Origin of the sequence: Chryseobacterium sp. 2987, assembly GCF_031456375.1 — a bacterium.
In the GTDB taxonomy this organism is placed as follows: Bacteria; Bacteroidota; Bacteroidia; order Flavobacteriales; family Weeksellaceae; genus Chryseobacterium; species Chryseobacterium vaccae.
The window spans coordinates 59999-84019 of record NZ_JAVDUN010000004.1 but is presented as its reverse complement, the minus strand read 5'-3'; the positions used below and the strand labels follow the sequence as shown (position 1 = coordinate 84019).

The window sequence follows — 24021 nt, the reverse complement described above, 5'->3', positions numbered from 1 at the left end:
TACTCTTTTATGATCTTAAAATTTTATTTAAAATATCAAAGATTTCTATTATTCTCGCAGATACTGCGGATTGAGCAATTTTTTTTACCCATAAGAATCTCTTTCTTCCAGCTTTTGTACTTAAACTCCTTAACCGAATTCAGGTTAAATAGTAAAACTTCAAATCTCAAACCTCAAATCTCAAATTTTACATCGTTTTCTTACAATTGATAGATTGTTTGCCTTGTGTTAATTTAGCTCCGGTTACGTTGCCTTTTTTATTGAATGTAAAATCAAATTCTGCATCATTTTCCGGAGAATAAAAAATATTCTTATTTTTTGGGATTAACAATCTTTTTTCTCCTTCTTTTCCATTATTATACATGCTTAAAAATAAATGATTTTTCCCGGCTTTTGAAATCTGAAATTTAGCTACAGTGATTACTCCAGCCAATCTTGCATTATAAACACCTGTAAACTTATCGGTAGATGGTGAAATTTCACTTTCATATTTGGAGAAATCCGGATAAATATATTTTTTCCTATAGTATTTGGAAAGTATTCCGATGGCAATTGTATTGAGCTTAACCGTATTTCCATTAGAAAAAATAACCAGAGAGAGTTTATCATCGGGAAAATAGCTTACAGTTGAATGAAATTCATCTATTCTGCCGGTATGTCCATAGCCTGTTTTTTCATAGAATGGAGCAATTTGTAGTCCATAGCCGAATGCTTTTGTATTGGCGGTCTCCATTTGAGCAAGAGAGTTTTTGGAAACCAGCTTACCATTGAAGAGTGCATCCATTAGTTTGGTAATATCTTCAGTGGTGGAAACAACCGCACCTGCTGAAAGAGTAAAGCTGGGATGAGTATCGGTTTCTTTTAACCATTTTTCTCCATTGTACAGATATGAAATATTCCTTTTGCCATATTCGCTTTCGGAAGTTTCATAATAGGTGTTTTTCAGGTCTAATTGATTAATAATTCTTTGCTTCAAATTTTCTTCGAAAGATTTTCCGGTTAAGTTTTCGATGATATAGCCTAACAATACATAATTGGAATTGCTGTAGGAACTATCTTCCCCCGGTTTGAAATCGGGTTTGCCGAGATTAATAAGCTTCAGTATTTCATCCTTTGAAAAAACTTTGTTTTTTTTGCTGTAATAATCTTCCCATTGCAAATAATCGTAAATTCCGCTTGTATGGTTGAGCATATTTCCAATGGTGATTTTTTCCGAATTTTTAATGTTAGGAAAATATTGATTCAGCTTAGAGTTTAAAGAAAGCTTCCCTTCTTCTATTAATTGAAATGTGATAATTGCTGTGAAAATTTTAGTCACTGAACCAATTCGATATTCATTGGAACTGTTTGGAAATTTGTTGAAATTTCCGGTGTAGATTGTTTCTCCGTTTTTTTGAAGCAAAACACTTCCTGAAAAAGCATTTTTTTCCTGCAGGTAATTCAATAAACTATCAATTGATTTTTTGTAATTGGGATTTTGTGCTGACAGAATTCCAAAAAAATTCAAAATAAATATCAGATATACTTTCTTCATTGTTAATTATTTTGCAACAAATAAAATAACATTTTTGATTTATTTCAGCAGTTTTTTGACCAATGAGACTAAAATCGTGACGTATAGTCTGCTGTTTAAAATGATATTGTTTGTCCATAAAAAATAAACGATGGTGTAAAAAATAGGTAGACCGCTATTAAAAATATTTAAATTTAAGGTTTTATAAAAATAGGTAATGAAGATATTAAAAGGGGATCAATTTCTTAGGTTGCTGCTAAACATAGTATTTATAGTTTTAATATTATTTGTTTCGGCAAACAATAATCATAAAAATTACCCTTTAAGCTATATTTTTCTATATAATATACTCCTTTTTGTACCTGCATACATCAATAATTTATGGCTTCTCCCTAAGCTGAACCGCGACAAAAATATAAGAAGATACTTAACCATTGTTATTATACTTTTTTTGTTTTCCGTCATTATATTGGGGCAATATCTAAAGTACTTGTATGATCATTTTAATACCTCTGAACTTGTTGATTTTACACCCATCGCAGCTACCGCTTTAGCTCCTGAAAAAGTAGAAAAATATCAATATTATTTTGATGTTTTTCCGGGAATCGTTATTGTGATGCTTATTCTGGCGATAGGTTATTCTATACAGACCTTTTTATTGAGAATTAAAAAAGAAGAAGAGGCAAAAACTCAGCAAAACATAGCAGAACTTAGTTTGTTAAAATCACAAATAAGCCCTCACTACCTTTTTAATGTGCTTAACAGCCTGTATGCTTTAGCTCTTAAAAAGTCTGAAGAAACACCGGATGTCATTTTAAAAATGTCTGATATTTTACGATATTCTCTATATGAAACACAGGAAAAAGAAATTGCCATTAGCCACGAAATACATATCCTGAATATGTATATGGATATAGAAAAGTTAAGAATGCCTGAAAACGCAAGTATTTCTTTCCAGCATTCGGTAAAAGATCCTGTTAAAATTGCGCCGATGCTTTTATTGCCTTTGATAGAAAATGCTTTCAAGCACGGCATTGATTCTACCGTTGAAGCTTCTTATATTAGGGCAGCATTAACCTGTAGCCATAATAGCCTTATATTCGTTTGTGAGAATAGTTTTAAAGAGCTTCAAAAGAAAGAAATCGGAGGAATTGGTATTGAAAACATCCGCAAACGTTTGGAATTATTATACCCTGGAAATCATCGGTTAGAAATAAAAAAGTACAAAGATGTTTTTAACGTTATCCTTGAAATAAAATTATAAAAAAATGGACAAAATAAGATGCTTAATCGTAGATGATGAAAAACTGGCCCAGGAGGTTCTGGTACATCATATTTCAAGGTTTGATGTTTTACAGCTGGAAGGAATCTGTAATAATGTTTTTGAACTGATTGCTTTTTTAAACAGAGACAAAAATATCGATTTGATTTTTCTAGATATTAAAATGCCTGAGATCAACGGAAATGACTTTGTTATCATGTTTAATAATCCTCCTGCGATTATTTATACCACAGCGTACAATCAATACGCTCTGGAAGCTTTCGATCACAATGCGATAGATTATTTGTTAAAACCAATTTCCTTGGATCGCTTTTCTAAAAGTGTACAAAAAGCAACTCAAATTCTGGAGACGAGACAAAAATTTGTTCCTGTGACAATGGAAGAAAATAACGATTGTTTTTATGTAAAAAGTGATAAGCGATTGGTGAAGATTGATCCTAAAGAACTTATTTATATTGAAGGGATGGGAAATTATATCTGCCTGTATACCGAAAACGATAAAGTGATGATTCACGGAACACTGAGCTCAACTGAGGAAAGCTTAAAGCAGCTGAATTATATTTGCAGAGTACACAAATCATTTTTTGTCAATCTGAATAAAATCAGTTATTTGGAACAGCATGTCATTTCATTGATCAATAAAAAAAATATTCCTATTGGATTAAGCTATCGTGATCAGGTTTATGAAAAATTAAAGATATGGCAGACTAATAAATAAAATGCGGCCCCGAAAGGCCGCACTCCAAACAATATAATTAAATTTACTACTTCCAACCGCCTCCTAATGCTCTGTAAAGGTCTACAATGCTGCTTAGGCGTTGTCTTTTTACAGAAGCCAGATTCAGCTCAGCCTGAAGAGAATTTCCCTGTGCTGTTATTACTTCAAGATAATTGGCCATACCGCCTTTGTACAACATCTGGGCACTTTTGATCCCGTCTTTCAATGTTGCCGACTGTTCGACAGCCTTCTGTTCCTGAACTTTTAAACTTTCGTTGGAAACCAGCGCATCAGATACCTCTCCCATTGCATTCAAAACTGACTGACGGAAAGCCAGTACATTTTTTTCTCTTTGTATTTTAGCCACTTCAAGATCTGTTTTCAGCTGTCTTTTCTGGAAGATAGGCTGGGTGATTCCCCCCAGTACAGATCCGAATAATGAGGCCGGAATCTGAAACCAATTGTCAAACTTGAAAGAATTCACTCCTCCGTTAGCTGTAATCTTTAATGAGGGATACATATTAGCCTGCGCGATTCCCACGATAGCATTGGATTCCAATAAAACCAGTTCCTGTTGACGCACATCAGGTCTGCGGCTTACCATAGCTGCGGGTAATCCTGCCGAAATATTTTGCGGAAGTGAAGTATCCGACATTTCGATCGTTCTGCTGATCTTGTTGGGAAGTTCACCTACAAGAATGCTCAGTGCATTTTCCTGAATGGCAATATTCTGTTCCAGCTGAGTGATCAGAAGTTCTGTAGACTGTTTCTGAGCCGTTGCCTGCTGAACTCCTAAAGAAGTGGTATCGCCACTGTCCCACATTTTCTGGGTGATATTCAGGGTGCTTGAACTTAATTCCAAATTGGATTTTGCGATCTGCAGCTGACGGTCAAGCATTAATAAATTATAATAACCTTGGGCTATTGCTGCTACAACCTGGGTCTGTACTGCTTTTGATCCTTCATAAGTGTGCAGATACTGCATTCTTGAAACCTCCTGCTGATTTTTGATCTTTCCCCAGATATCAGCTTCCCAGGAAAGATTGAAGGCCGCATTGTAATCTTCCACATGGCTTTGCCCTAAAAACAGATTAAGGCTCTGCCCGTTCATGCTGTTCTTTGAAGGTTTCGAGATCTGCCCCGAAACTCCGAAGCCAACATCCGGATATTGCAGATATTTTGCCTGTTTAAGCTTCTCCTGAGATGCGGCAACCTGTTTTAAAGCGATCTGAAGATCATAATTATTTTTTATTCCTTTTTCAATGAGTTCCTGTAACATAGGATCACTGAAAAACTGTTTCCATTCCAGATTAGCGATACTGGCTGTATCTGCAGTAGCCGTGTACTGGAATTTTTCCGGAAGCTGAAGGTCCGGCTCCGCGTATGCCAGTTTAGACACACACGAAACCGAGGCCACAGCCAATATAAAAGTCAGAAAAATATTCTTTATTCGTTTCATAGTTGTTGTTTAATAAACTTTAATTGAATACAAACTTTGGAGAGAAACTATCTTATTGTTTGGGCAGAGTTTTTTTCAGATTCTTAAAAAAATAATCTCTCGCTGATTTTGCAGATAACGCTGATTTTTTTCTATTTAAAAACTATTTAAATATTAAACCTTTCATTGTTCTTTCTCTCCAAAATTGGTAGTTAATTTTAATGAGCAGCTGTTAAAGCTTGTTCCTGCTGTAACTTTTTTTGAAGTCTTTTCTTCTTTCTGCTCGGCATTTTTTCATGCAGATACTGGAAGATCACATACATTACCGGAATAATAAAGATCCCGAACAGTACTCCTGTAAGCATTCCTCCAACGGTACTGTACCCGATAGAATGATTTCCTTTTGCAGAAGCCCCCTGCGTCCATACCAGAGGAAGCATCCCCACAATGAAAGCAAAAGAGGTCATTAAGATCGGTCTCAGACGTAATCTTGAAGCCTGAAGCGCAGATTCTATCAGAGTTTTACCTGCTTTTCTTCTCTGTACGGCAAATTCTACGATCAGAATGGCATTTTTAGCCAATAATCCGACCAGCATGATCAGTCCGACCTGTACATAGATATTGTTATCAATACCAGCTAATCCGGTGAATGCAAATACTCCAAAGATTCCTGTCGGAATGGTAAGAATAATGGCAAACGGAAGAATATAACTTTCGTATTGCGCTGCCAGCAGGAAATAAACAAACAGGATACTTAAAAGGAATATAAATACGGTCTGTCCGCCTGTTTTGATCTCTTCACGGGTAATTCCGGTCCATTCGTAGCCGTAACCTCTCGGAAGAGACTGCTGTGCTACTTCCTCTACTGCTTTGATGGCATCTCCGGTACTGTAACCTGGTTTAGGCGTTCCGTTGATGGTTACCGCGTTGAAGAGGTTGTTTCTTGTTACCGTTTCAGGTCCGAAAGATCTTTTCAAAGTAACCAGTGTTTTAGCCGGTACCATTTCTCCTGATTTATTTTTAACATAAATTCCCTCCAGAGAGTTAATATCGGTACGGTACGGAATATCCGCCTGAGCCATTACCCTGTAGTATTTTCCGAATCTGTTGAAATCTGAAACGAAGCTGCTTCCATAATAGATCTGCATGGTCTGCATCAGTTCAGTGACTGAAACTCCCAGCTGGTTGGCTTTGTCAGAATCCACTTCAATCGTATACTGTGGATTTCCGGCTGCATAGGTGGTAAATGCAAATGCAATTTCAGGACGTTTCATCAGTTCTCCGATAAATGCCTGTGTTGTTGTTCCCAGTTGTTCAAAAGAACCGTTGGTTTTATCCTGAAGCATGAATTCAAAACCGGATACGTTACCAAACCCTTGTACGGTAGGGAAGTTGAAGAAGAAAGCATTGGCATCTTTCACCTGGCTTACCTTTCCTGTCAGTGTTGCAGCAATCTGGTCAGGGTCTTTCATATCACCGCGTTTGTCATAATCTTTAAGCTTGATAAAGCCGGCTGAATAAGGAGAAGCGTTGGCATTGCTGATGAAGTTCATTCCGTCTGCTACCCAAAGGTGGTTGGTTGATTTTTCACCGTTAATAATCTTATCAATCTGTTCTGTGGCTCTGCTGGTTCTTTCCAGTGAACTTCCAGGAGGAGTATTCACAGCATACAGAACGAATCCCTGATCTTCAGTAGGAATAAATCCGGAGGGTGCTTTTTTAATCAGAAAAACACTTATTGCTGTAATAAGAACCAATCCGCCTACAGCCATCCATTTATTTTTGATCAAAAATTTAACACTGTAAATGTACTTTTTCGTCATGTTGTTGAAGCTCACATTAAATGCGTTGAAAAATCTGGCTCCAAAACCTTTTTTATGACCGTGTTCACCGTGTTCTCCCTGAGGATCATTTAAGAAAATAGCACATAAAGCCGGGCTTAAAGTCAATGCATTTACTGCGGAGATCAGAATCGCAATAGCCAAAGTGAAGGCAAACTGTCTGTAGAAAACTCCTGCCGGACCCTGCATAAAGCCTACCGGAATAAATACGGCACACATCACCAGGGTAATGGAAATAATAGCCCCGGAAATTTCACTCATCGAGTTCATCGTGGCGTTTTCTACGGGCATTCCCGTCTGTTCCATTTTAGAATGGACTGCTTCCACAACAACAATGGCATCATCCACTACAATACCAATAGCCAATACCAGTGCAAACAGAGTAAGCATATTGATACTGAATCCGAACAGCTGTAGGAAAAAGAAGGTTCCGATAATGGCAACCGGTACCGCAATAGCCGGAATCAGAGTAGATCTGAAATCCTGAAGGAAAATATATACTACGATAAATACAAGAATGAATGCAATCACAAGCGTTTCTACCACCTGATGAATAGAAGCATCCAGAAAGTCTTTGGAATTGTACATAATAATAGGTTTCACTCCTTTCGGCAGGGTCGTTTCTATGACTTTTACCTGCTTTTCAATTTCCGTAAGGATCTCGTTGGCGTTGGAACCTGCAGTCTGGAGAATAGCAAATCCTGCTACGGGTTTTCCGTCCACTCTGTTGGTCGCGGTATAGGTATAGGAACCGAATTCTACTCTGGCAACATCTTTTAATCTTAAGAATGATCCGTCATTATTGGCTTTGATGGCAATATTTTCATAATCTTCATCCTTATTCAGTTTACCTTTGTATTTAAGGATATACTCGTAGGTTTCCTTACTTCCCTGGCCAAGACGTCCCGGAGCGGCTTCAAGGTTATGATCTTTAATGGCTGCCAGAACTTCCTGTGGAGAAAGGCTGTTGGCTGCCAGTCTATCCGGTTTCAGCCAGATTCTCATGGAATAATCTCTGGTCCCGAAAACCTGGGCCTGTGCTACTCCTGGAATACGCTGTATCTGTGGAATAACGTTGATTTTCAGATAATTTTGTAAGAAAAGTTCATCGTACTGTTTAGCATCTTCGCTGGTCAGTCCCATGAACATAATCATACTGTTCTGAACTTTCTGGGTAGAAATTCCGGCCTGTACCACTTCCTGGGGAAGCTGGCTCATGGCTTTGGATACACGGTTCTGTACGTTTACGGCAGCATTATCGGGATCAGCGCCCTGTTTGAAGAAAACACTCAAAGTCATGGTACCGTCATTACTGGAGTTGGAAGTCATATAGGTCATGTTTTCCACTCCGTTTACAGCTTCCTCAATAGGTGTTGCTACCGAACGGGCAACAACCTCAGCATTAGCTCCCGGATAAAAAGCCGTTACCTGAACACTTGGCGGAGCAATATCCGGAAAGAGGGCAATGGGCAGATTAAAGAGAGACAACGCCCCCAATAATAAGAGTATAATGGAGATGACCGTTGAAAGGACCGGTCTTTCTATAAATTGTTTTAACATAAGAAGTTTATTTTTTTAGTCTTCTGCAGCTACGGGCTACAAAGGTTTGGCTTTCAGTAAACTGTCAGACGAGATAGGTTTCGGATGGATTGAAGCTCCGTCTTTTAAGTTCCCGATTCCCGTGTATACGATCTTTTCTCCCGGAGTAAGTCCTTCCGAGATAAAATAATAGCTTTCAGTCTTACCAGAGATCTTTATAGGTTTGCTGGTGACTTTTTTATCTTTCCCTAAGACATATACATACGTTTTATCCTGAATTTCAAAAGTAGATTCCTGAGGGATAACCACCGCATTGGAAATCAGTTGAGGCATGCGTACTCTTCCGGTATTTCCTGTTCTCAGGGCTCCGCTGGTATTAGGGAAAACTGCGCGTACGCTGATGGCTCCAGTTGTTTTATCAAACTGGCCGTCTACGATGCTCATTTTTCCTTTTTCAGGATAGATGCTGTTATCTGCAATAACGAGTTCTACCATCGGCATATTTTTCAGCTTTTCTTCAAGAGAGGCTCCCGGATATTTGTTCTGAAAAGCAATAAAATCCAGTTCACTTAGAGAGAAATAAGCATAAATTTCACTGATATCAGACAATAAGGTCAAAGGGTTGATGTCTGTTCTGGAGATCAGACTTCCTTTTTTATACGGGATCCTTCCGATATACCCGCTTACCGGGGCTGTGATGGTGGTAAATCCCACATTAATTCTGGCGCTTCCTACAGACGCTTTGGCTTGGGATGCAGCAGCGACGGCAGCAGCATAATTGGCTTTTGCTGTTTTAAGCTGAACATCAGAAACAACTTTAGCGGCTACTAACGGCTGAAGTCTGTCTACTTCCACTCTTGCTTTTTCAATATTGGCATTTGCAGCCTGAAGATTGGCCTGTGCCATGTTCATCTGTTCGCCATAACTTCTTGAATCTATTTTGAAAAGAGGCTGTCCGGCTCTTACATAAGAACCTTCTTCCACATAAATTCTGTCCAGGTATCCGTCTACCTGAGATCTGATTTCTACATTATTTTTACCCTCCAGCGCGGTAGGGAATTCCTGATAGGTGGTAGCAGGAGAGGAGATTACGGTATAAACCGGCAGTTCCGGAGCAGGGGGGGGCGTGTTGGAACCTTCTGCTGCTTTGGTACAGTTCTGTAAAAGGATAATACTTGATATAAGTACGATGAACCTTATTTTTCCAGGTATTTTCATTTGTTGGTTTAATTTTTTTAATGAAGTGTTAGATTTAAGTAATAGTGTTCTTTTTGTAAATCCTGTTATTTTACCTAACAGTGTTAGTTTATAGGGTAAAAAAAAATCAGAATTTCTGATAAAGGAGTCAAATCGTTATTTCCATAATTGTTAATAGTGGTTTTTTAAATGTTGATTTTATATATAATGAGGTGTATTAATTATGTGTTAATTTTTCTAACAGTGTTAAATTGATAGACAAAAAGTGAAATCAATTATTTGGGTTAAGAATTTCATAGTATTGAGTTTTTTAACGGTTCTTATCCGATGTTATTTTTCCTAACGGTGTTAATTTTTAATTCAAAAAAAATTTACAAAGACTTAATAAAAGCCGAAACAGTTTCGTCCAGGGTAGTTTTATTCATCGTAGACGGAATATCAGCAGTACGCATCATCATAATAGAGATCAGTCCGTGTACTGCAGAAAATAAAGCATGCGACATATGGCAGGCATTTTCAGGATTAGATCCGTTCTTTTTAATGATATTATAGGTACACTCATAAATCAGATCTTGAAACGAAGAAAATTCTTCCTTCATCTGTCCTTTACCACAACACTGCATTCCCAGCCCAAACATCAGCTGATAGTATTCCGGGTTTTTGAATGCAAAGTTCCAGTATGCATCTACAATGGCAGTAAGCTGTTCTTCAGGAGTATCATGTTTTCTCTGGGCTTTTAACAGTTCAATATGAAGGGAATGAAAACCATTCAGGGAAATTTCATACAAAATAGCCTCCTTATTTTCAAAATAATCATACACTACCGGAGCACTGTATTCTATAGCATCAGCAATTTTCCTCATCGAAAGGGAAGCCCAGCCTTCAGTTTTAGCCAAACCAAAAGCCGCCTGCAAAATATTTGCACGGATAGATTCTTTCTCTCTCTGACGACGTTCATGCAATCCCATGATATTATTACTAACAGTGTTAGCAAAACTACAAACTTTTAGTGATAACTTCCAAATGATATTTTACTTTTAACATTTAACGAAAGTTTATAAATCAGCAGATTCGCTTTGTATCAAAAGAAACTTTATCTTTGTGAACAAAGAAAATAAAAGATATGAATACGCCCTCCAATATGCTGGCTCTAGGAACAAAAGCACCGTTTTTTGAGCTTCCGAACCCGTCAAAAACCAATGAGATTCAATCTTTGGATGAATTGAAAGGAGAAAAAGGAACACTAGTCATCTTTATGTGCAACCATTGTCCGTTTGTTCTTCACGTAATCGATAAAATCAACGAGCTGTATGAAGATTACAATGATAAAGGAATAGAATTCATCGCGATCAACGCTAATGATATTGAAAAATATCCTGATGATGCTCCTGAAAAAATGATTGAATTCCAGATCGAAAGGAAATTTGACTTCCCTTATCTGTTTGATGAAAGCCAGAGCATTGCAAAAGCTTATGATGCAGCCTGCACTCCGGATTTTTATTTCTTTGATGACAAACTTGATCTTGTATACAGAGGGCAGATGGATGATTCCAGACCAGGAAACAATAAAGATGTAACAGGGGAAGACCTGATCATTGCATTTGAAAATCTTCTGGCAGGAGAACCTCAGGAAGAAATTCAGAAACCAAGCATGGGATGCAATATCAAATGGAAATAACCGAAGCTTAATTATTTAACTTCCTCCAAGATATAAGGCTGTTCTTTTTAAGAGCAGTTTTTTTTTGTGCATAAACATTTGCTTATCGAGATATTTTTTATGCTCGCAGATTGGGTAGATCTGGAAGATTTATGAAGTCTTTTTTTAACAGGAATAGATTTAAAGATAAGGCTAATGTGCGGTTTATAATGCCCGCTTCATCAAATCAACGGAGTTGATTCTGTCCTTTGCTTCCTTTAAAATCAATATTGCCTATGCATAGCATAGAAATCTTGCATTAATCTTTTTTATCAAAAAATAATTTCAAACATGATCTATTGAGTTTTGTTAATAAAATTTATCTGATAACCAGGTGTATAAGAGTTTAAGAATGAGATTTAAACAGACTCTAAATTAGAAAAAATTATATATTGACCTTATTGGATGAATAGTTTTTTATAAATTCTGAAGGCGTCTTTTCAGTATATTTTTTAAACATCCTGTTAAAGTAGGTTACATTATTGAAGCCACAACTGTAACTGCATTCCGAAATACTCATATCCTGAGCCATCAGCAGGCAGGCTTTATTGATCCGGTACCGGTTCACAAACTCAGTAAAAGTGATTTGGGTCGCTTTTTTAAAGAAATTACAGAAAGCCGGAAGGGTAAGATTAGCCAGCCGGGCAGCGTCTTCGATTCTGATTTCTTTGTCGTAATTATTTTCCACGAAAGTAAAAATGTTTTCCAGCCTTGTTTTATTTTTTGAAATGATGGTGTAAGGCATGATTTCTTTATTCAGAAGATCATAATCTTTACATTTTGAAAGTTCAAAAAGGATTTCCAGCAGCAGCAGATACCTTTTGTAGCCTTCTGATTCCAAAAGAATTTTTAATTTCGGAAGCATTGCTTTTTTGATTTTATGATGAAAATGGATGCCGTATTTAGAAAGTTCCAGCAGGTTTTTTATGGAGACAGCATCCACTTCCTGTGGCGGGAACTGAAGGATCTCTTCTTTGAACTGAAGCACAATCTCTTCATGCGGATCCGTAGAATTCAGGCCAAATCCCGAATGAGGAATATTGGAGCCGATGAGAACCAGATCCCCATTCGTATAATTGCTTTTATGATAACCGACATGCCGGGTTCCGGTTCCGGATATGACACAGACCAGTTCTATTTCCGGATGGTAATGATACTCCCATTTGAACTCGCAGATCGGCGAGTTGTTATGAAGCGTACGGAAAGAGCTTTTTTCGCTCGGAACGATTCTCTCAAAACTGACTTTCATTTCATTAATCTTAATTATTCAATAAAAATACTAATTATATTAATATAGTTCAAAGATTGGTTTATTGTGTTAAATTAATGTTAACCCAAATGCTTCTATCTTAGCCGGCAAGAAATGATCTCCATGAAAAATTTCAACATCAAAGCCGTACTTTTTCTGAATTACTTTGTTTTCGCCATTCTCCTGAATTCTGTGGGAACAGTGATTTTGCAGGTACAGCAGAACTTCGGAATTTCTAAATCTTCTGCGAGCATTCTGGAAGGTTTTAAAGACCTGCCGATTGCGATATGTTCATTTATCCTTGCATCGTTTCTTCCGAAAATAGGAATTAAGAACTCTATGCTGGCCGCCCTTTTTATGGTAAGCTGTATGTGTTTTGTTATGCCGTTTTCCAATGACTTCTGGTTTTTTAAACTGTTATTTGCTGTGGTAGGAGTTTCATTTGCTCTGATTAAAATCTCGGTCTTCACCTCAATTGGACTTGTGACGGATACGGATAAAGAGCATTCCAGCTTTATGGGCTATCTGGAAGGATTCTTTATGATTGGTGTTTTGATGGGAAATGTCCTTTTCAGTTTATTTATTGATGATCACAATCCGAAATCTACCCACTGGCTGAATGTATATTGGGTGCTGGGTACAGTTTCCACTTTATCTTTTTTGTTTCTGTTCTTTTCAAAGTTGGATGAGAAAGAAGCGAAAGATGAGAAAACCGATCTGTGGGGAGATCTGAAGAACAGTATAAGTCTTTTCAGCTATAAGAAAGTCTTGTTTTTCCTGTTATGTGCTTTTCTTTTTGTACTGGTAGAACAGAGTTTTCAGACCTGGACTCCTACTTTCTATAAGGAAATTTTAAAAGTGCCGACTTCTATGAGTATTCAGGCAGGAGCTGTTTTGGCGGGAGCGTTTGCATTGGGAAGATTTCTCTCAGGTTTCTTTTCCAAAAAGTTCAGCTGGATTTATGTTGTGTCTTTTTGCGTGATTGGTTTTGGAATCAGTATTCTGTTGGTTTTACCACTTACCCACAATATTCACATCAGTACCGGAACCAACTGGCTGAATGCTCCGCTGGTTGTGTATTTATTTCCTTTAATGGGCGGGTTGCTGGCACCTATTTATCCAAGTATTAATTCTGTGATCCTGGCATCCATTCCCAAATACCTTCACAGCGCAATGTCCGGCTTGATCGTCGTTTTCTCGGCTGTCGGAGGAACGATTGGCTCTGTGATTACCGGCTTTGTCTTCCAGGAATTCAGTGGACAGCAGGCATTTTATCTTTCATTGATCCCGCTTTCACTGCTGATCATTTCAGCTATTTTCATGAATAAGTTAAAAATAAACCCTAAGAAATAAGATGAATAAACAGCTTTATATAAAAGAAATTCAGGCTCTTTTTGATGATGTGCAGAGATCAAAAATCTTTGAGGATCAGAAAATGATGACCGACGCAGTCCCGGTATTTCCTGTGGCTGAGATCAATGCTGAATATGAAAAAAGGAGAGGAACTCAAAGTTTTGACCTGAAAGATTTTGTCATGACTCATTTTGATTTTTTAGGGGCGAAGGTTTCCATTCAAAGAGAAGAGCGCCTTCCTATTGATGAACATATTGAGAAACTCTGGGATGAGCTGACCCGTGATGCTTACGAAGAAAAAGGAACTTTACTGAAACTTCCTAAACCTTATGTTGTTCCAGGGGGCCGCTTCAATGAATTTTTCTATTGGGACAGTTATTTCATTATGCTTGGGCTGCAGGTTTCAGGAAGAACAGAGATGATGGAAAATATTGTGGAAAACTGCTCTTATCTGATCCAGAATGTAGGATTTGTTCCTAATGCAAGCCGTACCCACTTCCTGAGCCGTTCACAGCCTCCGTATTTTTCGCTGATGCTGGAGCTGCTTTTTGAAACAACAGGTGATGAAACAATATACACCAGATACCATGATACGCTGGAAAAGGAATATGCTTTCTGGATGAATGGTGAAGAATGGCTGGATCATGGCTCCAGTGTAAAAAGAATTGTTAAAACAAAAGACGGCGATCTGCTGAACCGTTACTATGACGCAGAAAACGTACCACGTCCTGAAAGTTATCTGATCGATATTGAAGACCGGGAAAGTGCAGCGGATGAAGAATTTTACAGAAATATAAGAAGTGCCTGCGAATCCGGCTGGGATTTTTCCAGCAGATGGTTTGCGGACGGAGAACATATACAAACCATAGAAACCCTGAACATTGCAGAAGTAGATCTGAACTGCCTTTTATGGCATTTGGAAAATACTTTGGCAAAATCATCAGCACTTCAGGATCTGGGAGAAAAAGAAAATTATTTTACTGAAAGAGCAGCAAAGCGAAGACAGATGATCAACAAATATTTCTGGGATGCAAACACTAAGATTTACAAAGATTATCACACTAAAAAAAACACAAAAACACCGTCTGAACATATTGCTGCTCTTTACCCTTTATTCCTTGGAATTGCAGATCAGGAACAAGCGGAGGGTGTTGCCAATGCGGTTGCTGAGAAATTTCTTTATCAGGGCGGTTTGGTGACGACTACCAAAAATTCAGGCCAGCAGTGGGATCTTCCGAATGCCTGGGCTCCTTATCAGTGGCTTGGTTTTAAAGCCATGAAAAATTATGGCTTTGATGAACTGGCAGAAAAAATAAAAAATAATTGGTGTTCCAATGTAGAAAGAGTCTATAAAAACACGGGAAAACTGATGGAAAAATACAATGCATTAGACACGGAAACGATTGCAGGAGGAGGAGAATACCCGAATCAGGACGGATTCGGATGGACTAACGGAGTCTATCTTAAATTAAAACAAAACTAACTCTATAAAAATCATGTGCTATGAAAAAAAGATCGATATTTTTAATGGTGGCCACGGCTTCACTTTATTTCAATAATGTGTATGCACAGGAAACTCCGCAGGATTCCATCAAGACCTCTTCAATAGACCAGATCGTTATTACCGGAAACTCTGGCCCGAAAAAGAAAATAGAATCCAGTACGGCGATTTCTACTTTTACAGCCAAAGAGATTCAGAAGCAGAACCCAATCAGTGCAGCGGCTTTACTGCAGAGAGTTCCGGGGTTTGCTGTGGAAACATCAGGTGGGGAAGTGGGAAATAACCTTTTTGCAAGAGGAATTCCTTCTGCGGGAGCCTATGAATTTGTTCAGGTACAGGAAGACGGGCTTCCGGTTTTTGAAGATGGTGCCCTTCAGTTTGCCAATGCGGATAATTTCTTCCGGGTGGATAATACAGTGAACCGTCTGGAAGCATTAAGAGGAGGTTCGGGATCTATTTATGCCAACAATTCTCCCGGTGGTCTGATCAATTTTATTACCAAAGAAGGAACCAATAATTTTAGAGGAACCGCTAAACTGGAAACCGGAACCTATGGTCTGATGCGTACCGACGTGAATGTAGGAGGAGCTCTGATTCAGGATAAGCTTTTCTTTAATGTAGGCGGTTTTTACAGAACAGATAACGGAATCAGAAAAACAGGATTTAAGGCCAATAACGGTGGACAGATCAGAATGAACCTGAAGTATGTGTTTGATAAAGGGTATGCAAAAATTTATTATAAAAAGCTGGATGACAGAAATACATTCTACCTCCCGATTCCTTTAACCCAGGATGGAGATAAACTGAAAGAGTTTCCGGGATTTGACGCCAATTATGGAACCTACAACTACAGAGCACTCAGTCAGCTGAGCATTCCACAGGCCGGAGGCGGATTCTTTAAAAGAGATCTTGAAAACGGAATCCACCCGAAAGTAGATGTTGTGGGAGCAGAGTTTAAATATGATCTTGGAAATAATTTCAGCGTCCTGAATAAAACCAGATACACCAATATCAACATGGAGTATACAGGAATGTTTCCGGCAGGAGCACCTAAACTGGCATCTGCATATGCAACAGATCTTGTAAAAGATGGCGGACTGGGAATGAGTAACTATCAGTATTCACTCGTAAGTACCGGTGCTATTGTCAATCCGGAATATATTCAGAAATTAGGATTCTGGGCGATCGACAAACAGATGAATAATTTTGTGAATGACCTTCAGTTCAATTATAAATTTGATAAAGGAAATGTAACAGCCGGTTTCTATAAATCAAACTGGAAGTCGCATCAATACTGGAACTGGAGCAATATTTTAACAACGGCTACGGACAGACCTCAGCTGCTTAACCTGGTGAATCCTTCAATGGATCCCTCAGATGTGGGCTATTCCCAAACGTATAACGGAGTTAAAGATATGTCTTTCCTGATCAGAGATTCACAGATTCAGGGAAGTCTGAATGATCTTTATTTAAACTTGGATTACAATATTACAGAAGCTTTAAGTTTTAATGGAGGAATCCGTTACAGCCGTGATTTCTATAAAGGATATGGTGTGAATACAACAACAGCCAACCTAAATAATTCAGGTCTGACCACAGATGGAACTCACAGCTTCACCACTACAACCGCTGATGATAATATGGCGGTTCTGGGGAATAAATATACGTACTGGTATTATGACATCAACAAAGTATCTTATACTATGGCTGCGAACTATAAGATCAACAGAGGAAATGCAGTATACGCCCGTTTCTCTCACGGTTTCAGATCTCCGAATGAAGAAGCGTACTATAACAATATGGCAAATCTGGACCAGATCAAGCCGGTTCGTACCAATCAGCTTGAAATAGGCTATAAATATTATTCGAGAAACTTTGATATCGGGGTAATTCCTTTCTATTCCACGCTTAAAGATCTTTCATTCACCGATGTATTCTCAGACGGAACTTCTGAAAATAAATTCGCCAATACCACCAACCTTGGAGTAGAGATCGAAGGGTATACAAGACTCTTCAACAATATTCTTGAGGTGACCTTTAACGGAACCATTCAGAATCCGAAATACAAGGATTTTACAGGAAGAAATGCAAACGGAACGACGTTTGATTATGACGGCAACACCGTAAGAAGAATGCCTAAATTCTATTTCAATATTTCTCCGGCAGTGAATATTACCAAGGAGTGGAGAGCTTATGTAAGCATGAACTATTACGGAAAACGTTTCCAGAATGAAGGCAATACAGCTGATAATATTCTGCCTTCTTTCACAGAATTCGGGGCCGGAATGTCTTACCAGCTTGGAAAAATACGTTTTGCCGTAGACGGAACCAATATCTTTAATACCATTGGAATTACAGAAGGAGATCCAAGATCACAGACGGTAACAGGAACCAATATCAGAATGGCAAGACCTATTTTGGGGGCTGCTGCCAGAGCTTCTATTACTTTAGATTTTTAATACTTCTATTTCTTTATAACAGGAAACCGTCAGAACCTATGTACTGACGGTTTTATTTTTTTTACTCCATCTTCTAATGGCGCCATTTTCCATCAAATGTACCATTAAGGAATTCTCCGTTACCCTTTGCTAAAATAGCGCAGTCTGGAATTTTTCTTGATATATCTAAAAGTCCTTCAAATGTATAATTGTTGTCCCGTACGTGGATGCAGATATTTTCCAGGAAGCAGTAAATTTCTAAATTTTTCAGAGCAACAAATTTTTTCAACCCCTCTTCATCAATTGATGTTTCATGAATTTGCAAGTCGAATAAAAAATCTAATGCTGCCAGATCCGGAATACAGTCGTTGGTAAGCTGTGAATTTTCTTTTAACCTGAGGTATTTTAAATTGTTCAGATTTTTGATATGCTTTATCCCTTCATTGGTAATTTCAGTGTCCTGTACATCCAAATATTCAATTTTATAGCAATCGGATATATGAGCTAACCCTTCATCATTGAGATTTGAACAGGAAAAACTGGCAGAGGTCAGATTAAGAAACTGGTTCAGAAGGGGCAGATCATTGATATAACTGAGTGACTGTTCCCGTTCAAAACAGAAATGTTTGATGTTCAGATCGTAATAATGACTTCCTATTTTTATAGAATTTTCCATTTCTTTAAATACTTTTCCCCTTAGCGGGTTTTCTTAAGTTTTTTAATTTCTCTGTAATCTGATCCACTCCTCAAGCCTTTTTATCTCTAAATTCCTTAACCCGGACTCAGTTTTTTACTTAAAAAAAGGATTGTACTGCTTCTCAAAACCAATTGATGTAGGATTTCCATGGCCGGAGAAAACCTGTGTTTCAGGATCCAGTACGAAAAGTTTTGTTTTGATGCCGTCAATCAGCTGCTCGTAATTTCCTTTATAAAGATCTGTTCTTCCGATGCTGCCTTCAAAAAGTACATCTCCGGAGATCATGAATTTCTGATTTTCATTGTGATATACCACACTTCCCGGAGAATGTCCCGGAACATGATAAATCTTGAATTTTTCTCCGTCCAGATCAAGTTCCTCACCTTCCGTAACATATTGGGTTTCTACTTTCACAGGATCGATATTCATCCCGAATCTCATCCCGCTTGCCTGAAGCATATCCAATACTTCCTGATCTTCCTGGTGCAGATAAACCGGAACTTTAAATTGATCAAAAGCCCACTGAAGCCCCAAAACATGATCGATATGAGCATGAGTAAGCAGAATTTTCTGAATATGCAGTCCGTTTTCCGTGATGAAATGATCAATCACCTGGGTTTCCTGCGGACTCATATTTCCGGGATCAATTAACCATGCATTTTTGTTTTCGTTGTATAGAATATAAGTGTTTTCGCTCGCAAAATTGAATACGAAACCTTGAATCTGAAGCATATCGGATATTTTTTATTCAAAAGTACGATATTATTAAGAAAATCCCGATTTTTCGTTATCTTCGTCATAATGAAAACTTTGCGCATATTTTTACTTTCTTTGAGCGGACTGGCTTTTGGGCAGAATATCCAGAGCATACAGCTGTTTAATCCACAGACCAATGACGAAACCCCGGTAATAAAATTCGGTGAACAGCTGGTTCTCAGATTTGATGATCTTACCAATGCCAGCGAAATTTACAGATATACCATCAAACATTACGACCGGAACTGGAATGATGATAATCTTTTCTTTACGGAATTTGCCACCGGAAGTCTGAACGGACTGCTGGATCAGTTCCAGTATTCTTTCAATACCATTCAGCCTTATACTCATTATAAGCTGACATTTCCGAATGATAAGATACAGCCGAAGATCTCCGGAAATTTTGAGCTGATCGTTTATAAGGATTCTGCTGAAAGACCTCTTTTTAAAAGAAGATTTTATGTCGTGGAAGATGCGGCTACGATAGCACTGAACATTTCAAGAATTGCTGATGCGAAAAATCCGAATATCAACCAGAGGGTAGAGGCAAAAGTTGTTTCAAAAGGAGGAGATCTTTCTTCCAATGTGAATTCTATGTCTCTTAATGTGATGCAGAATAACAACCCGAATGTAACAGTCAATAATTTGAAACCAAGTACTACATTAGGAAACCAGCTGCTTTTCCAGCAAATGAGCCTTACTTTCCCGGGTAACAATGAATTCTATTATTTCGATAACAAAAATATGAATATGGCAGCGGACATGGTTCGTGCCACAGAATTAAAAGACGGTGTCAATCAGACTTATCTGCATTCCGTTTGGGCTTTTCCTCTTAATTACCAGTATCAGCCGGATGTGAACGGTGCGTGGTATTACAGAAGAAATGACCTGGGTCTGGAAAGAAATGCAGACAGGGAGGCCGATTATTCTTGGGTTTATTTTTCTTTGGATTCTGATCCTGCAGATAAAGAGATCTATGTTTTGGGCGGTTTTAATAATTTCACCCCCTCCAAAGAAAACCAGATGCATTACGATGCAGCCAGCAAAAAATATGTGGCTAAAATATTCCTGAAACAAGGATTCTATAATTACATTCTGGCCACCAAAGAAAGTAATGGCAGCCTGAACTTCGGCGAGATCAACGGAAATTTCTGGCAGACAGAAAACCTGTACCAGGCATTTCTATATTATGCACCTTTCGGACGAAGTTATGATGGATTGATGGGATACGGGGAATTCAGAACACCTGTGGGAGCTAAATAAAACTTTGAATTATTAAAATAATAAGAGATGTCAATAAAGACGTCTCATTTGTTTTCCACAGATTTCTCAGATTAAAAAAGAACTGCCTGATATGGCAGTTCTTTGTATTTTAAACCAGATAAAAGTCATTCAACTTTTCTTCACAGAGTGTCTTTACAACCTCTATCCAGCGGTCTTCATCATTCAGACATGGAATGTAATGGAAGTTTTCTCCGCCAGCATGCTGGAACTGCTCTTTACCTTCCACTGAAATTTCCTCCAGCGTTTCCAGACAGTCTGAAACGAAAGCCGGACACACCACTGCAAGGTTTTTAATACCTTTTCCAGAAATGGTTTCTAAAGTTTCATCCGTATAAGGTTCTATCCATTTATCTTTCCCCAGCCTTGACTGGAAAGAAACGATGGTTTTTTCTTTTGGAAGTCCCATTTTAGCTATAACAGCCTCAGTAGTTTTATAACACTGATGTCTGTAGCAATAAGCATTATGAGTATCCACCTGGCTGTTGATACAGTTGGCATCATCAATTTTACAGGTCTTCGACGGGTCTGTTTTATAAATATGCCTTTCCGGAACCCCATGATAGGAGAACTGCAGGGCATCAAAATTTTCAGGAAGCTTTTCCTTAATGCTTTCTGCCAGGCAATTAATGTAAATATCTCTGTTGTAGAAAGGCTGAATATAATTGATTTTTACGGTAGGAAATTTCTTTTTCCGTACTTCTTCTGCTTTTTCAATAACCGTTTCTGTTGTACTCATTGCATATTGCGGGTACAAAGGGAAAAGAACGATTTCAGAAACTCCTTGATCCACTAATCTCTGAATTCCTGCTTCAATGCTTGGTTGTGCGTAACGCATTCCGATTTCTACGGGAACATCTACCAGCTTCTGAAGTTTTTTCTGAATTTTTTCAGTAATAACGATCAAAGGAGAGCCTTGATCCGTCCACACGGTTTTATAGGCTTCTGCAGATTTGGCAGGTCTTGTTTTCAGGATGATACCCTGAACAAGAAGTGCACGGAAGATCCAGCGGTAATCAATAACCCTTTCATCCATTAAAAATTCATCAAGATACTCCTTTACATCGTTTACTGCCGTAGATCTGGGTGATCCTAAATTGACCAATAAAATTCCTTTCTTTGAATTTCGGGATTCTTTCTGCAAAACTTTTTATTTTAGTGATGTATATTTCAGTTAATATTGGAAATTGAAGGTTTTTAGCTTAAACGCTACAACGTTTATCCATTCACAGCTTCTACTCTTTCTACCAGATCAGGAACAAACTGTTTCAGAATATTTTCAATACCGTTTTTCAGAGTAGCTGTTGAGCTTGGGCATCCTGAACAGGCTCCCTGTAGAAGCATCTTGGCTGTTTTACTTTCCTGATCGTATTCCATCAGTGAAATTTTCCCGCCGTCGTTTTCTACTGCAGGAGCAACATATTCATTTAAAATATCAGAAATTTTCTGCTCATCCTCGGTATAATCTCTGTTGATGATCTTTTCAACCGGATTCTCATGTTTTTGAGGTTCAAGATTTGAAATTTCTCCTCCGTTCTGAAGGTATTCTGCAATTAAAGCGCGGACTGCCATCATCACTTCATGCCATTCTACAGAATTATCTCTTGTTACCGCAACAAAATTGTCAGAGATGAAAACTTCTTTAGCAAAATCAAACTCTTTGAAAATAGCCTGTGCTAATGGAACTCCATCTGCAGCCTCTCTTGATTTTACTTCCACAAAACCTTCTAATAACAGTTTACTGGAAACGAATTTCATCACATTCGGATTAGGAGTCATCTCAGCATAAATCTGGTACATCTCTTTTTTCTTCTGAAGATAAATTCTTGGATTAGCCAGTAATTCATCCTCGATAACATTTTTCAGACTTTCCGCCACATGTTCCCATTCAATAGTATCCTGTTTGGCTACTGCTACAAAATTGGCAGTAATGAAAACTCTTTCCACAAAAGGATAATTGAAAAGTTCCTGTGCCATTGGAATTTCTGAAATATCTGAACTTCTGTCCAACTCTAAAGACCCCGGAATCAGATTATAATCAGCAACAAATTTCATCACTTTCGGGTTTTCGGTTGGTTCTATAAGTATTGTACGCATTTTTTCGTTAAATTTGAGATACAAAAATACGCAATTAGAATTTAGAACTTAGAGATTTGAATTTAGATTTTTGCTATCACAGTCATTTAAAATTAGAAGTTAGAGTATAGAGATGGAAGGAAATCGATATTTTCAACTCGTATATTTTCAGACAATCGTTAGATATTGGCAGAATTCATGATTTCAAATTAATATATTTTCAAATTATCAAATTAAAATTATGGCAATCATAAAAGAACTTTTAGGGAAAATGCCTCAGATTGGTGAGGGAACTTTTTTAGCGGAAACAGCAACCATTATAGGAGATGTAACAATGGGTGAGAACTGCAGTATCTGGTATAATGCCGTGATCAGAGGGGATGTTCACTACATCAAAATGGGAGATAAAGTTAATGTACAGGATAACGCCATGCTGCACTGTACCTATCAGAAGCACCCTTTGAATATCGGGAATAATGTTTCCATTGGTCACAATGCCATTGTTCATGGATGCACGGTAAAAGATAACGTCCTGATTGGGATGGGAGCTATTGTAATGGATGACTGCCTGATAGAAGAAAATTCTATTGTAGGAGCGGGGTCTGTGGTAACGCAGGGAACCCATATCAAATCCGGGGAAGTTTGGGGAGGAGTGCCTGCCAAAAAAATTAAAGATATCTCTGCACAGCTGCTGGAGGGAGAAGTAAATAGGATTGCAGATAATTATGTGAAATATTCTTCATGGTATAAGGAGAATGTGAAAGAAGTGGAAGGATAGTATTGAAGCGTTATAGACTTTATAGAAACTATATAAAAAAAATTAAAAGCTCTGTCAATTGACGGAGCTTTCGTTTTAATCCTTAGTATAAACTCCTGAGCGAGTTTGTTGTTGAATAATTCAACGGGATATATAACCTTTGCTTTGATTTTTTTCTATCGCTGTTCCGTAATAAGAATTGCCTTTCCAGCGGAACATTTTACTGCTGTTGGAGGCATTATCATCATACAGTCGGAAGTGATGTTGTATTTTTCATTAAATGCTCTTACCTTTTCTGTATACGCATTGATCCTTGGCAGAATGGAAGTTTCTATTTTTTTTGGATAAGCAATGTACAGCATTGGTCCGCCGCAGGCTTTGGCCCCCATTGGAGCAAAGGTCCAGTCCGAAGCATTAGTACATTTTTCAGATGCTTCAGATTCTATAGATGCTTTTAATTTATCCAGTTGGGCCTGATCATATCTCTGGCTGTCTTCATCTGCAGGTCTCTGGGAAATATCTTTAGGAAGATCAGTACCTGCATTTTTAGATGCATTGCAGGAAACTAATGTAATGGTAGTGCAAAATAATAATATCGGGATATGGATGAAAACTTTTTTCATAAAAAATTACGTTCTGTTTGAGAATTTCCAAAAGTTATGCCAAGGTAAGAAAATCAAATTCATTTT

19 protein-coding genes are annotated in these 24021 nt (G+C 38.0%); 8 read left to right on the top strand and 11 right to left on the bottom strand.

Going from position 1 to position 24021, the window contains the following annotated elements:
* Positions 1-187 precede the first annotated feature (187 nt).
* On the bottom strand, positions 188-1534 hold the full coding sequence (locus J2Y40_RS13090) for a serine hydrolase domain-containing protein (protein ID WP_309999390.1): 1347 nt from the start codon (positions 1532-1534) through the stop codon (positions 188-190).
* A 196-nt stretch (positions 1535-1730) separates the two neighbouring features.
* Here J2Y40_RS13090 and J2Y40_RS13085 point away from each other — a divergent pair, with 196 nt between their 5' ends.
* Both J2Y40_RS13085 and J2Y40_RS13080 read left to right on the top strand, forming a co-directional pair.
* A complete protein-coding gene (locus J2Y40_RS13085) occupies positions 1731-2777 on the top strand; it encodes a histidine kinase (protein WP_309999389.1) in 1047 nt (348 codons plus the stop codon).
* A gap of 4 nt (positions 2778-2781) precedes the next feature.
* Complete coding sequence (locus J2Y40_RS13080; protein ID WP_153395417.1) at positions 2782-3513, top strand: LytTR family DNA-binding domain-containing protein; 732 nt, start codon at positions 2782-2784, stop codon at positions 3511-3513.
* A gap of 46 nt (positions 3514-3559) precedes the next feature.
* Here J2Y40_RS13080 and J2Y40_RS13075 read toward each other — a convergent pair whose 3' ends face one another.
* From J2Y40_RS13075 to J2Y40_RS13060, 4 genes are all read right to left on the bottom strand, one after another.
* A complete protein-coding gene (locus J2Y40_RS13075; RefSeq protein ID WP_153395415.1) occupies positions 3560-4972 on the bottom strand; it encodes an efflux transporter outer membrane subunit in 1413 nt (470 codons plus the stop codon).
* Between the two features lie 197 nt (positions 4973-5169).
* Positions 5170-8352, bottom strand: a complete 3183-nt coding sequence (locus tag J2Y40_RS13070; protein ID WP_309999388.1) for an efflux RND transporter permease subunit — start codon at positions 8350-8352, stop codon at positions 5170-5172.
* A 36-nt stretch (positions 8353-8388) separates the two neighbouring features.
* A complete protein-coding gene (locus J2Y40_RS13065) occupies positions 8389-9549 on the bottom strand; it encodes an efflux RND transporter periplasmic adaptor subunit (protein WP_153395411.1) in 1161 nt (386 codons plus the stop codon).
* Between the two features lie 350 nt (positions 9550-9899).
* Positions 9900-10496, bottom strand: a complete 597-nt coding sequence (locus tag J2Y40_RS13060) for a TetR/AcrR family transcriptional regulator (RefSeq protein ID WP_309999386.1) — start codon at positions 10494-10496, stop codon at positions 9900-9902.
* Positions 10497-10651: 155 nt separating this feature from the next.
* Here J2Y40_RS13060 and J2Y40_RS13055 point away from each other — a divergent pair, with 155 nt between their 5' ends.
* A complete protein-coding gene (locus J2Y40_RS13055) occupies positions 10652-11206 on the top strand; it encodes a thioredoxin family protein (protein ID WP_153395407.1) in 555 nt (184 codons plus the stop codon).
* A gap of 403 nt (positions 11207-11609) precedes the next feature.
* On the opposite strand, the gene J2Y40_RS13050 is transcribed toward J2Y40_RS13055, so the two are convergent.
* The gene (locus J2Y40_RS13050; protein ID WP_153395406.1) at positions 11610-12473 is read right to left on the bottom strand and encodes an AraC family transcriptional regulator; all 864 of its coding nucleotides are present in this window, start codon (positions 12471-12473) and stop codon (positions 11610-11612) included.
* A gap of 123 nt (positions 12474-12596) precedes the next feature.
* Here J2Y40_RS13050 and J2Y40_RS13045 point away from each other — a divergent pair, with 123 nt between their 5' ends.
* The 3 genes from J2Y40_RS13045 to J2Y40_RS13035 are packed head-to-tail and all read left to right on the top strand — an operon-like array spanning position 12597 to position 17786.
* Entirely contained in the window at positions 12597-13826 is a 1230-nt protein-coding gene (locus J2Y40_RS13045; RefSeq protein WP_153395404.1) for a sugar MFS transporter, read from the top strand.
* Between the two features lies 1 nt (position 13827).
* Positions 13828-15309, top strand: coding sequence for a trehalase family glycosidase (locus J2Y40_RS13040; protein ID WP_309999384.1), 1482 nt, complete (start codon positions 13828-13830; stop codon positions 15307-15309).
* Positions 15310-15329: 20 nt separating this feature from the next.
* A complete protein-coding gene (locus J2Y40_RS13035; RefSeq protein WP_309999382.1) occupies positions 15330-17786 on the top strand; it encodes a TonB-dependent receptor domain-containing protein in 2457 nt (818 codons plus the stop codon).
* A gap of 73 nt (positions 17787-17859) precedes the next feature.
* On the opposite strand, the gene J2Y40_RS13030 is transcribed toward J2Y40_RS13035, so the two are convergent.
* The gene (locus J2Y40_RS13030) at positions 17860-18441 is read right to left on the bottom strand and encodes a hypothetical protein (RefSeq protein WP_153395398.1); all 582 of its coding nucleotides are present in this window, start codon (positions 18439-18441) and stop codon (positions 17860-17862) included.
* A gap of 114 nt (positions 18442-18555) precedes the next feature.
* Positions 18556-19194 (bottom strand): MBL fold metallo-hydrolase, encoded by a 639-nt coding sequence (locus J2Y40_RS13025; RefSeq protein WP_153395396.1) that lies wholly within the window; start codon positions 19192-19194, stop codon positions 18556-18558.
* A gap of 69 nt (positions 19195-19263) precedes the next feature.
* Here J2Y40_RS13025 and J2Y40_RS13020 point away from each other — a divergent pair, with 69 nt between their 5' ends.
* Positions 19264-20481, top strand: a complete 1218-nt coding sequence (locus J2Y40_RS13020; RefSeq protein WP_153395394.1) for a type IX secretion system plug protein domain-containing protein — start codon at positions 19264-19266, stop codon at positions 20479-20481.
* A gap of 109 nt (positions 20482-20590) precedes the next feature.
* On the opposite strand, the gene hemH is transcribed toward J2Y40_RS13020, so the two are convergent.
* Together hemH and J2Y40_RS13010 are read right to left on the bottom strand one after the other, a co-directional pair.
* Positions 20591-21643 (bottom strand): ferrochelatase, encoded by a 1053-nt coding sequence (gene hemH, locus J2Y40_RS13015; RefSeq protein WP_309999380.1) that lies wholly within the window; start codon positions 21641-21643, stop codon positions 20591-20593.
* 74 nt (positions 21644-21717) lie between these two features.
* Positions 21718-22596, bottom strand: coding sequence for a NifU family protein (locus J2Y40_RS13010; RefSeq protein WP_153395390.1), 879 nt, complete (start codon positions 22594-22596; stop codon positions 21718-21720).
* Positions 22597-22816: 220 nt separating this feature from the next.
* Here J2Y40_RS13010 and J2Y40_RS13005 point away from each other — a divergent pair, with 220 nt between their 5' ends.
* Positions 22817-23353, top strand: coding sequence for a gamma carbonic anhydrase family protein (locus J2Y40_RS13005; protein WP_153395388.1), 537 nt, complete (start codon positions 22817-22819; stop codon positions 23351-23353).
* Between the two features lie 155 nt (positions 23354-23508).
* On the opposite strand, the gene J2Y40_RS13000 is transcribed toward J2Y40_RS13005, so the two are convergent.
* On the bottom strand, positions 23509-23955 hold the full coding sequence (locus J2Y40_RS13000) for a hypothetical protein (protein ID WP_309999379.1): 447 nt from the start codon (positions 23953-23955) through the stop codon (positions 23509-23511).
* Positions 23956-24021: the final 66 nt, after the last annotated feature.

Coding starts and splice junctions, on each gene's coding strand:
- J2Y40_RS13040 (WP_309999384.1), top strand. CDS start 13,828: ATGAATAAACAGCTTTATATAAAAGAAATTCAGGCTCTTTTTGATGAT.
- J2Y40_RS13050 (WP_153395406.1), bottom strand. CDS start 12,473: ATGAAAGTCAGTTTTGAGAGAATCGTTCCGAGCGAAAAAAGCTCTTTC.
- J2Y40_RS13035 (WP_309999382.1), top strand. CDS start 15,330: ATGAAAAAAAGATCGATATTTTTAATGGTGGCCACGGCTTCACTTTAT.
- J2Y40_RS13045 (WP_153395404.1), top strand. CDS start 12,597: ATGAAAAATTTCAACATCAAAGCCGTACTTTTTCTGAATTACTTTGTT.
- J2Y40_RS13070 (WP_309999388.1), bottom strand. CDS start 8,352: ATGTTAAAACAATTTATAGAAAGACCGGTCCTTTCAACGGTCATCTCC.
- J2Y40_RS13000 (WP_309999379.1), bottom strand. CDS start 23,955: ATGAAAAAAGTTTTCATCCATATCCCGATATTATTATTTTGCACTACC.
- J2Y40_RS13055 (WP_153395407.1), top strand. CDS start 10,652: ATGAATACGCCCTCCAATATGCTGGCTCTAGGAACAAAAGCACCGTTT.
- J2Y40_RS13010 (WP_153395390.1), bottom strand. CDS start 22,596: ATGCGTACAATACTTATAGAACCAACCGAAAACCCGAAAGTGATGAAA.
- J2Y40_RS13030 (WP_153395398.1), bottom strand. CDS start 18,441: ATGGAAAATTCTATAAAAATAGGAAGTCATTATTACGATCTGAACATC.
- J2Y40_RS13080 (WP_153395417.1), top strand. CDS start 2,782: ATGGACAAAATAAGATGCTTAATCGTAGATGATGAAAAACTGGCCCAG.
- J2Y40_RS13025 (WP_153395396.1), bottom strand. CDS start 19,194: ATGCTTCAGATTCAAGGTTTCGTATTCAATTTTGCGAGCGAAAACACT.
- J2Y40_RS13020 (WP_153395394.1), top strand. CDS start 19,264: ATGAAAACTTTGCGCATATTTTTACTTTCTTTGAGCGGACTGGCTTTT.
- J2Y40_RS13075 (WP_153395415.1), bottom strand. CDS start 4,972: ATGAAACGAATAAAGAATATTTTTCTGACTTTTATATTGGCTGTGGCC.
- J2Y40_RS13090 (WP_309999390.1), bottom strand. CDS start 1,534: ATGAAGAAAGTATATCTGATATTTATTTTGAATTTTTTTGGAATTCTG.
- J2Y40_RS13065 (WP_153395411.1), bottom strand. CDS start 9,549: ATGAAAATACCTGGAAAAATAAGGTTCATCGTACTTATATCAAGTATT.
- J2Y40_RS13005 (WP_153395388.1), top strand. CDS start 22,817: ATGGCAATCATAAAAGAACTTTTAGGGAAAATGCCTCAGATTGGTGAG.
- J2Y40_RS13085 (WP_309999389.1), top strand. CDS start 1,731: ATGAAGATATTAAAAGGGGATCAATTTCTTAGGTTGCTGCTAAACATA.
- J2Y40_RS13060 (WP_309999386.1), bottom strand. CDS start 10,496: ATGGGATTGCATGAACGTCGTCAGAGAGAGAAAGAATCTATCCGTGCA.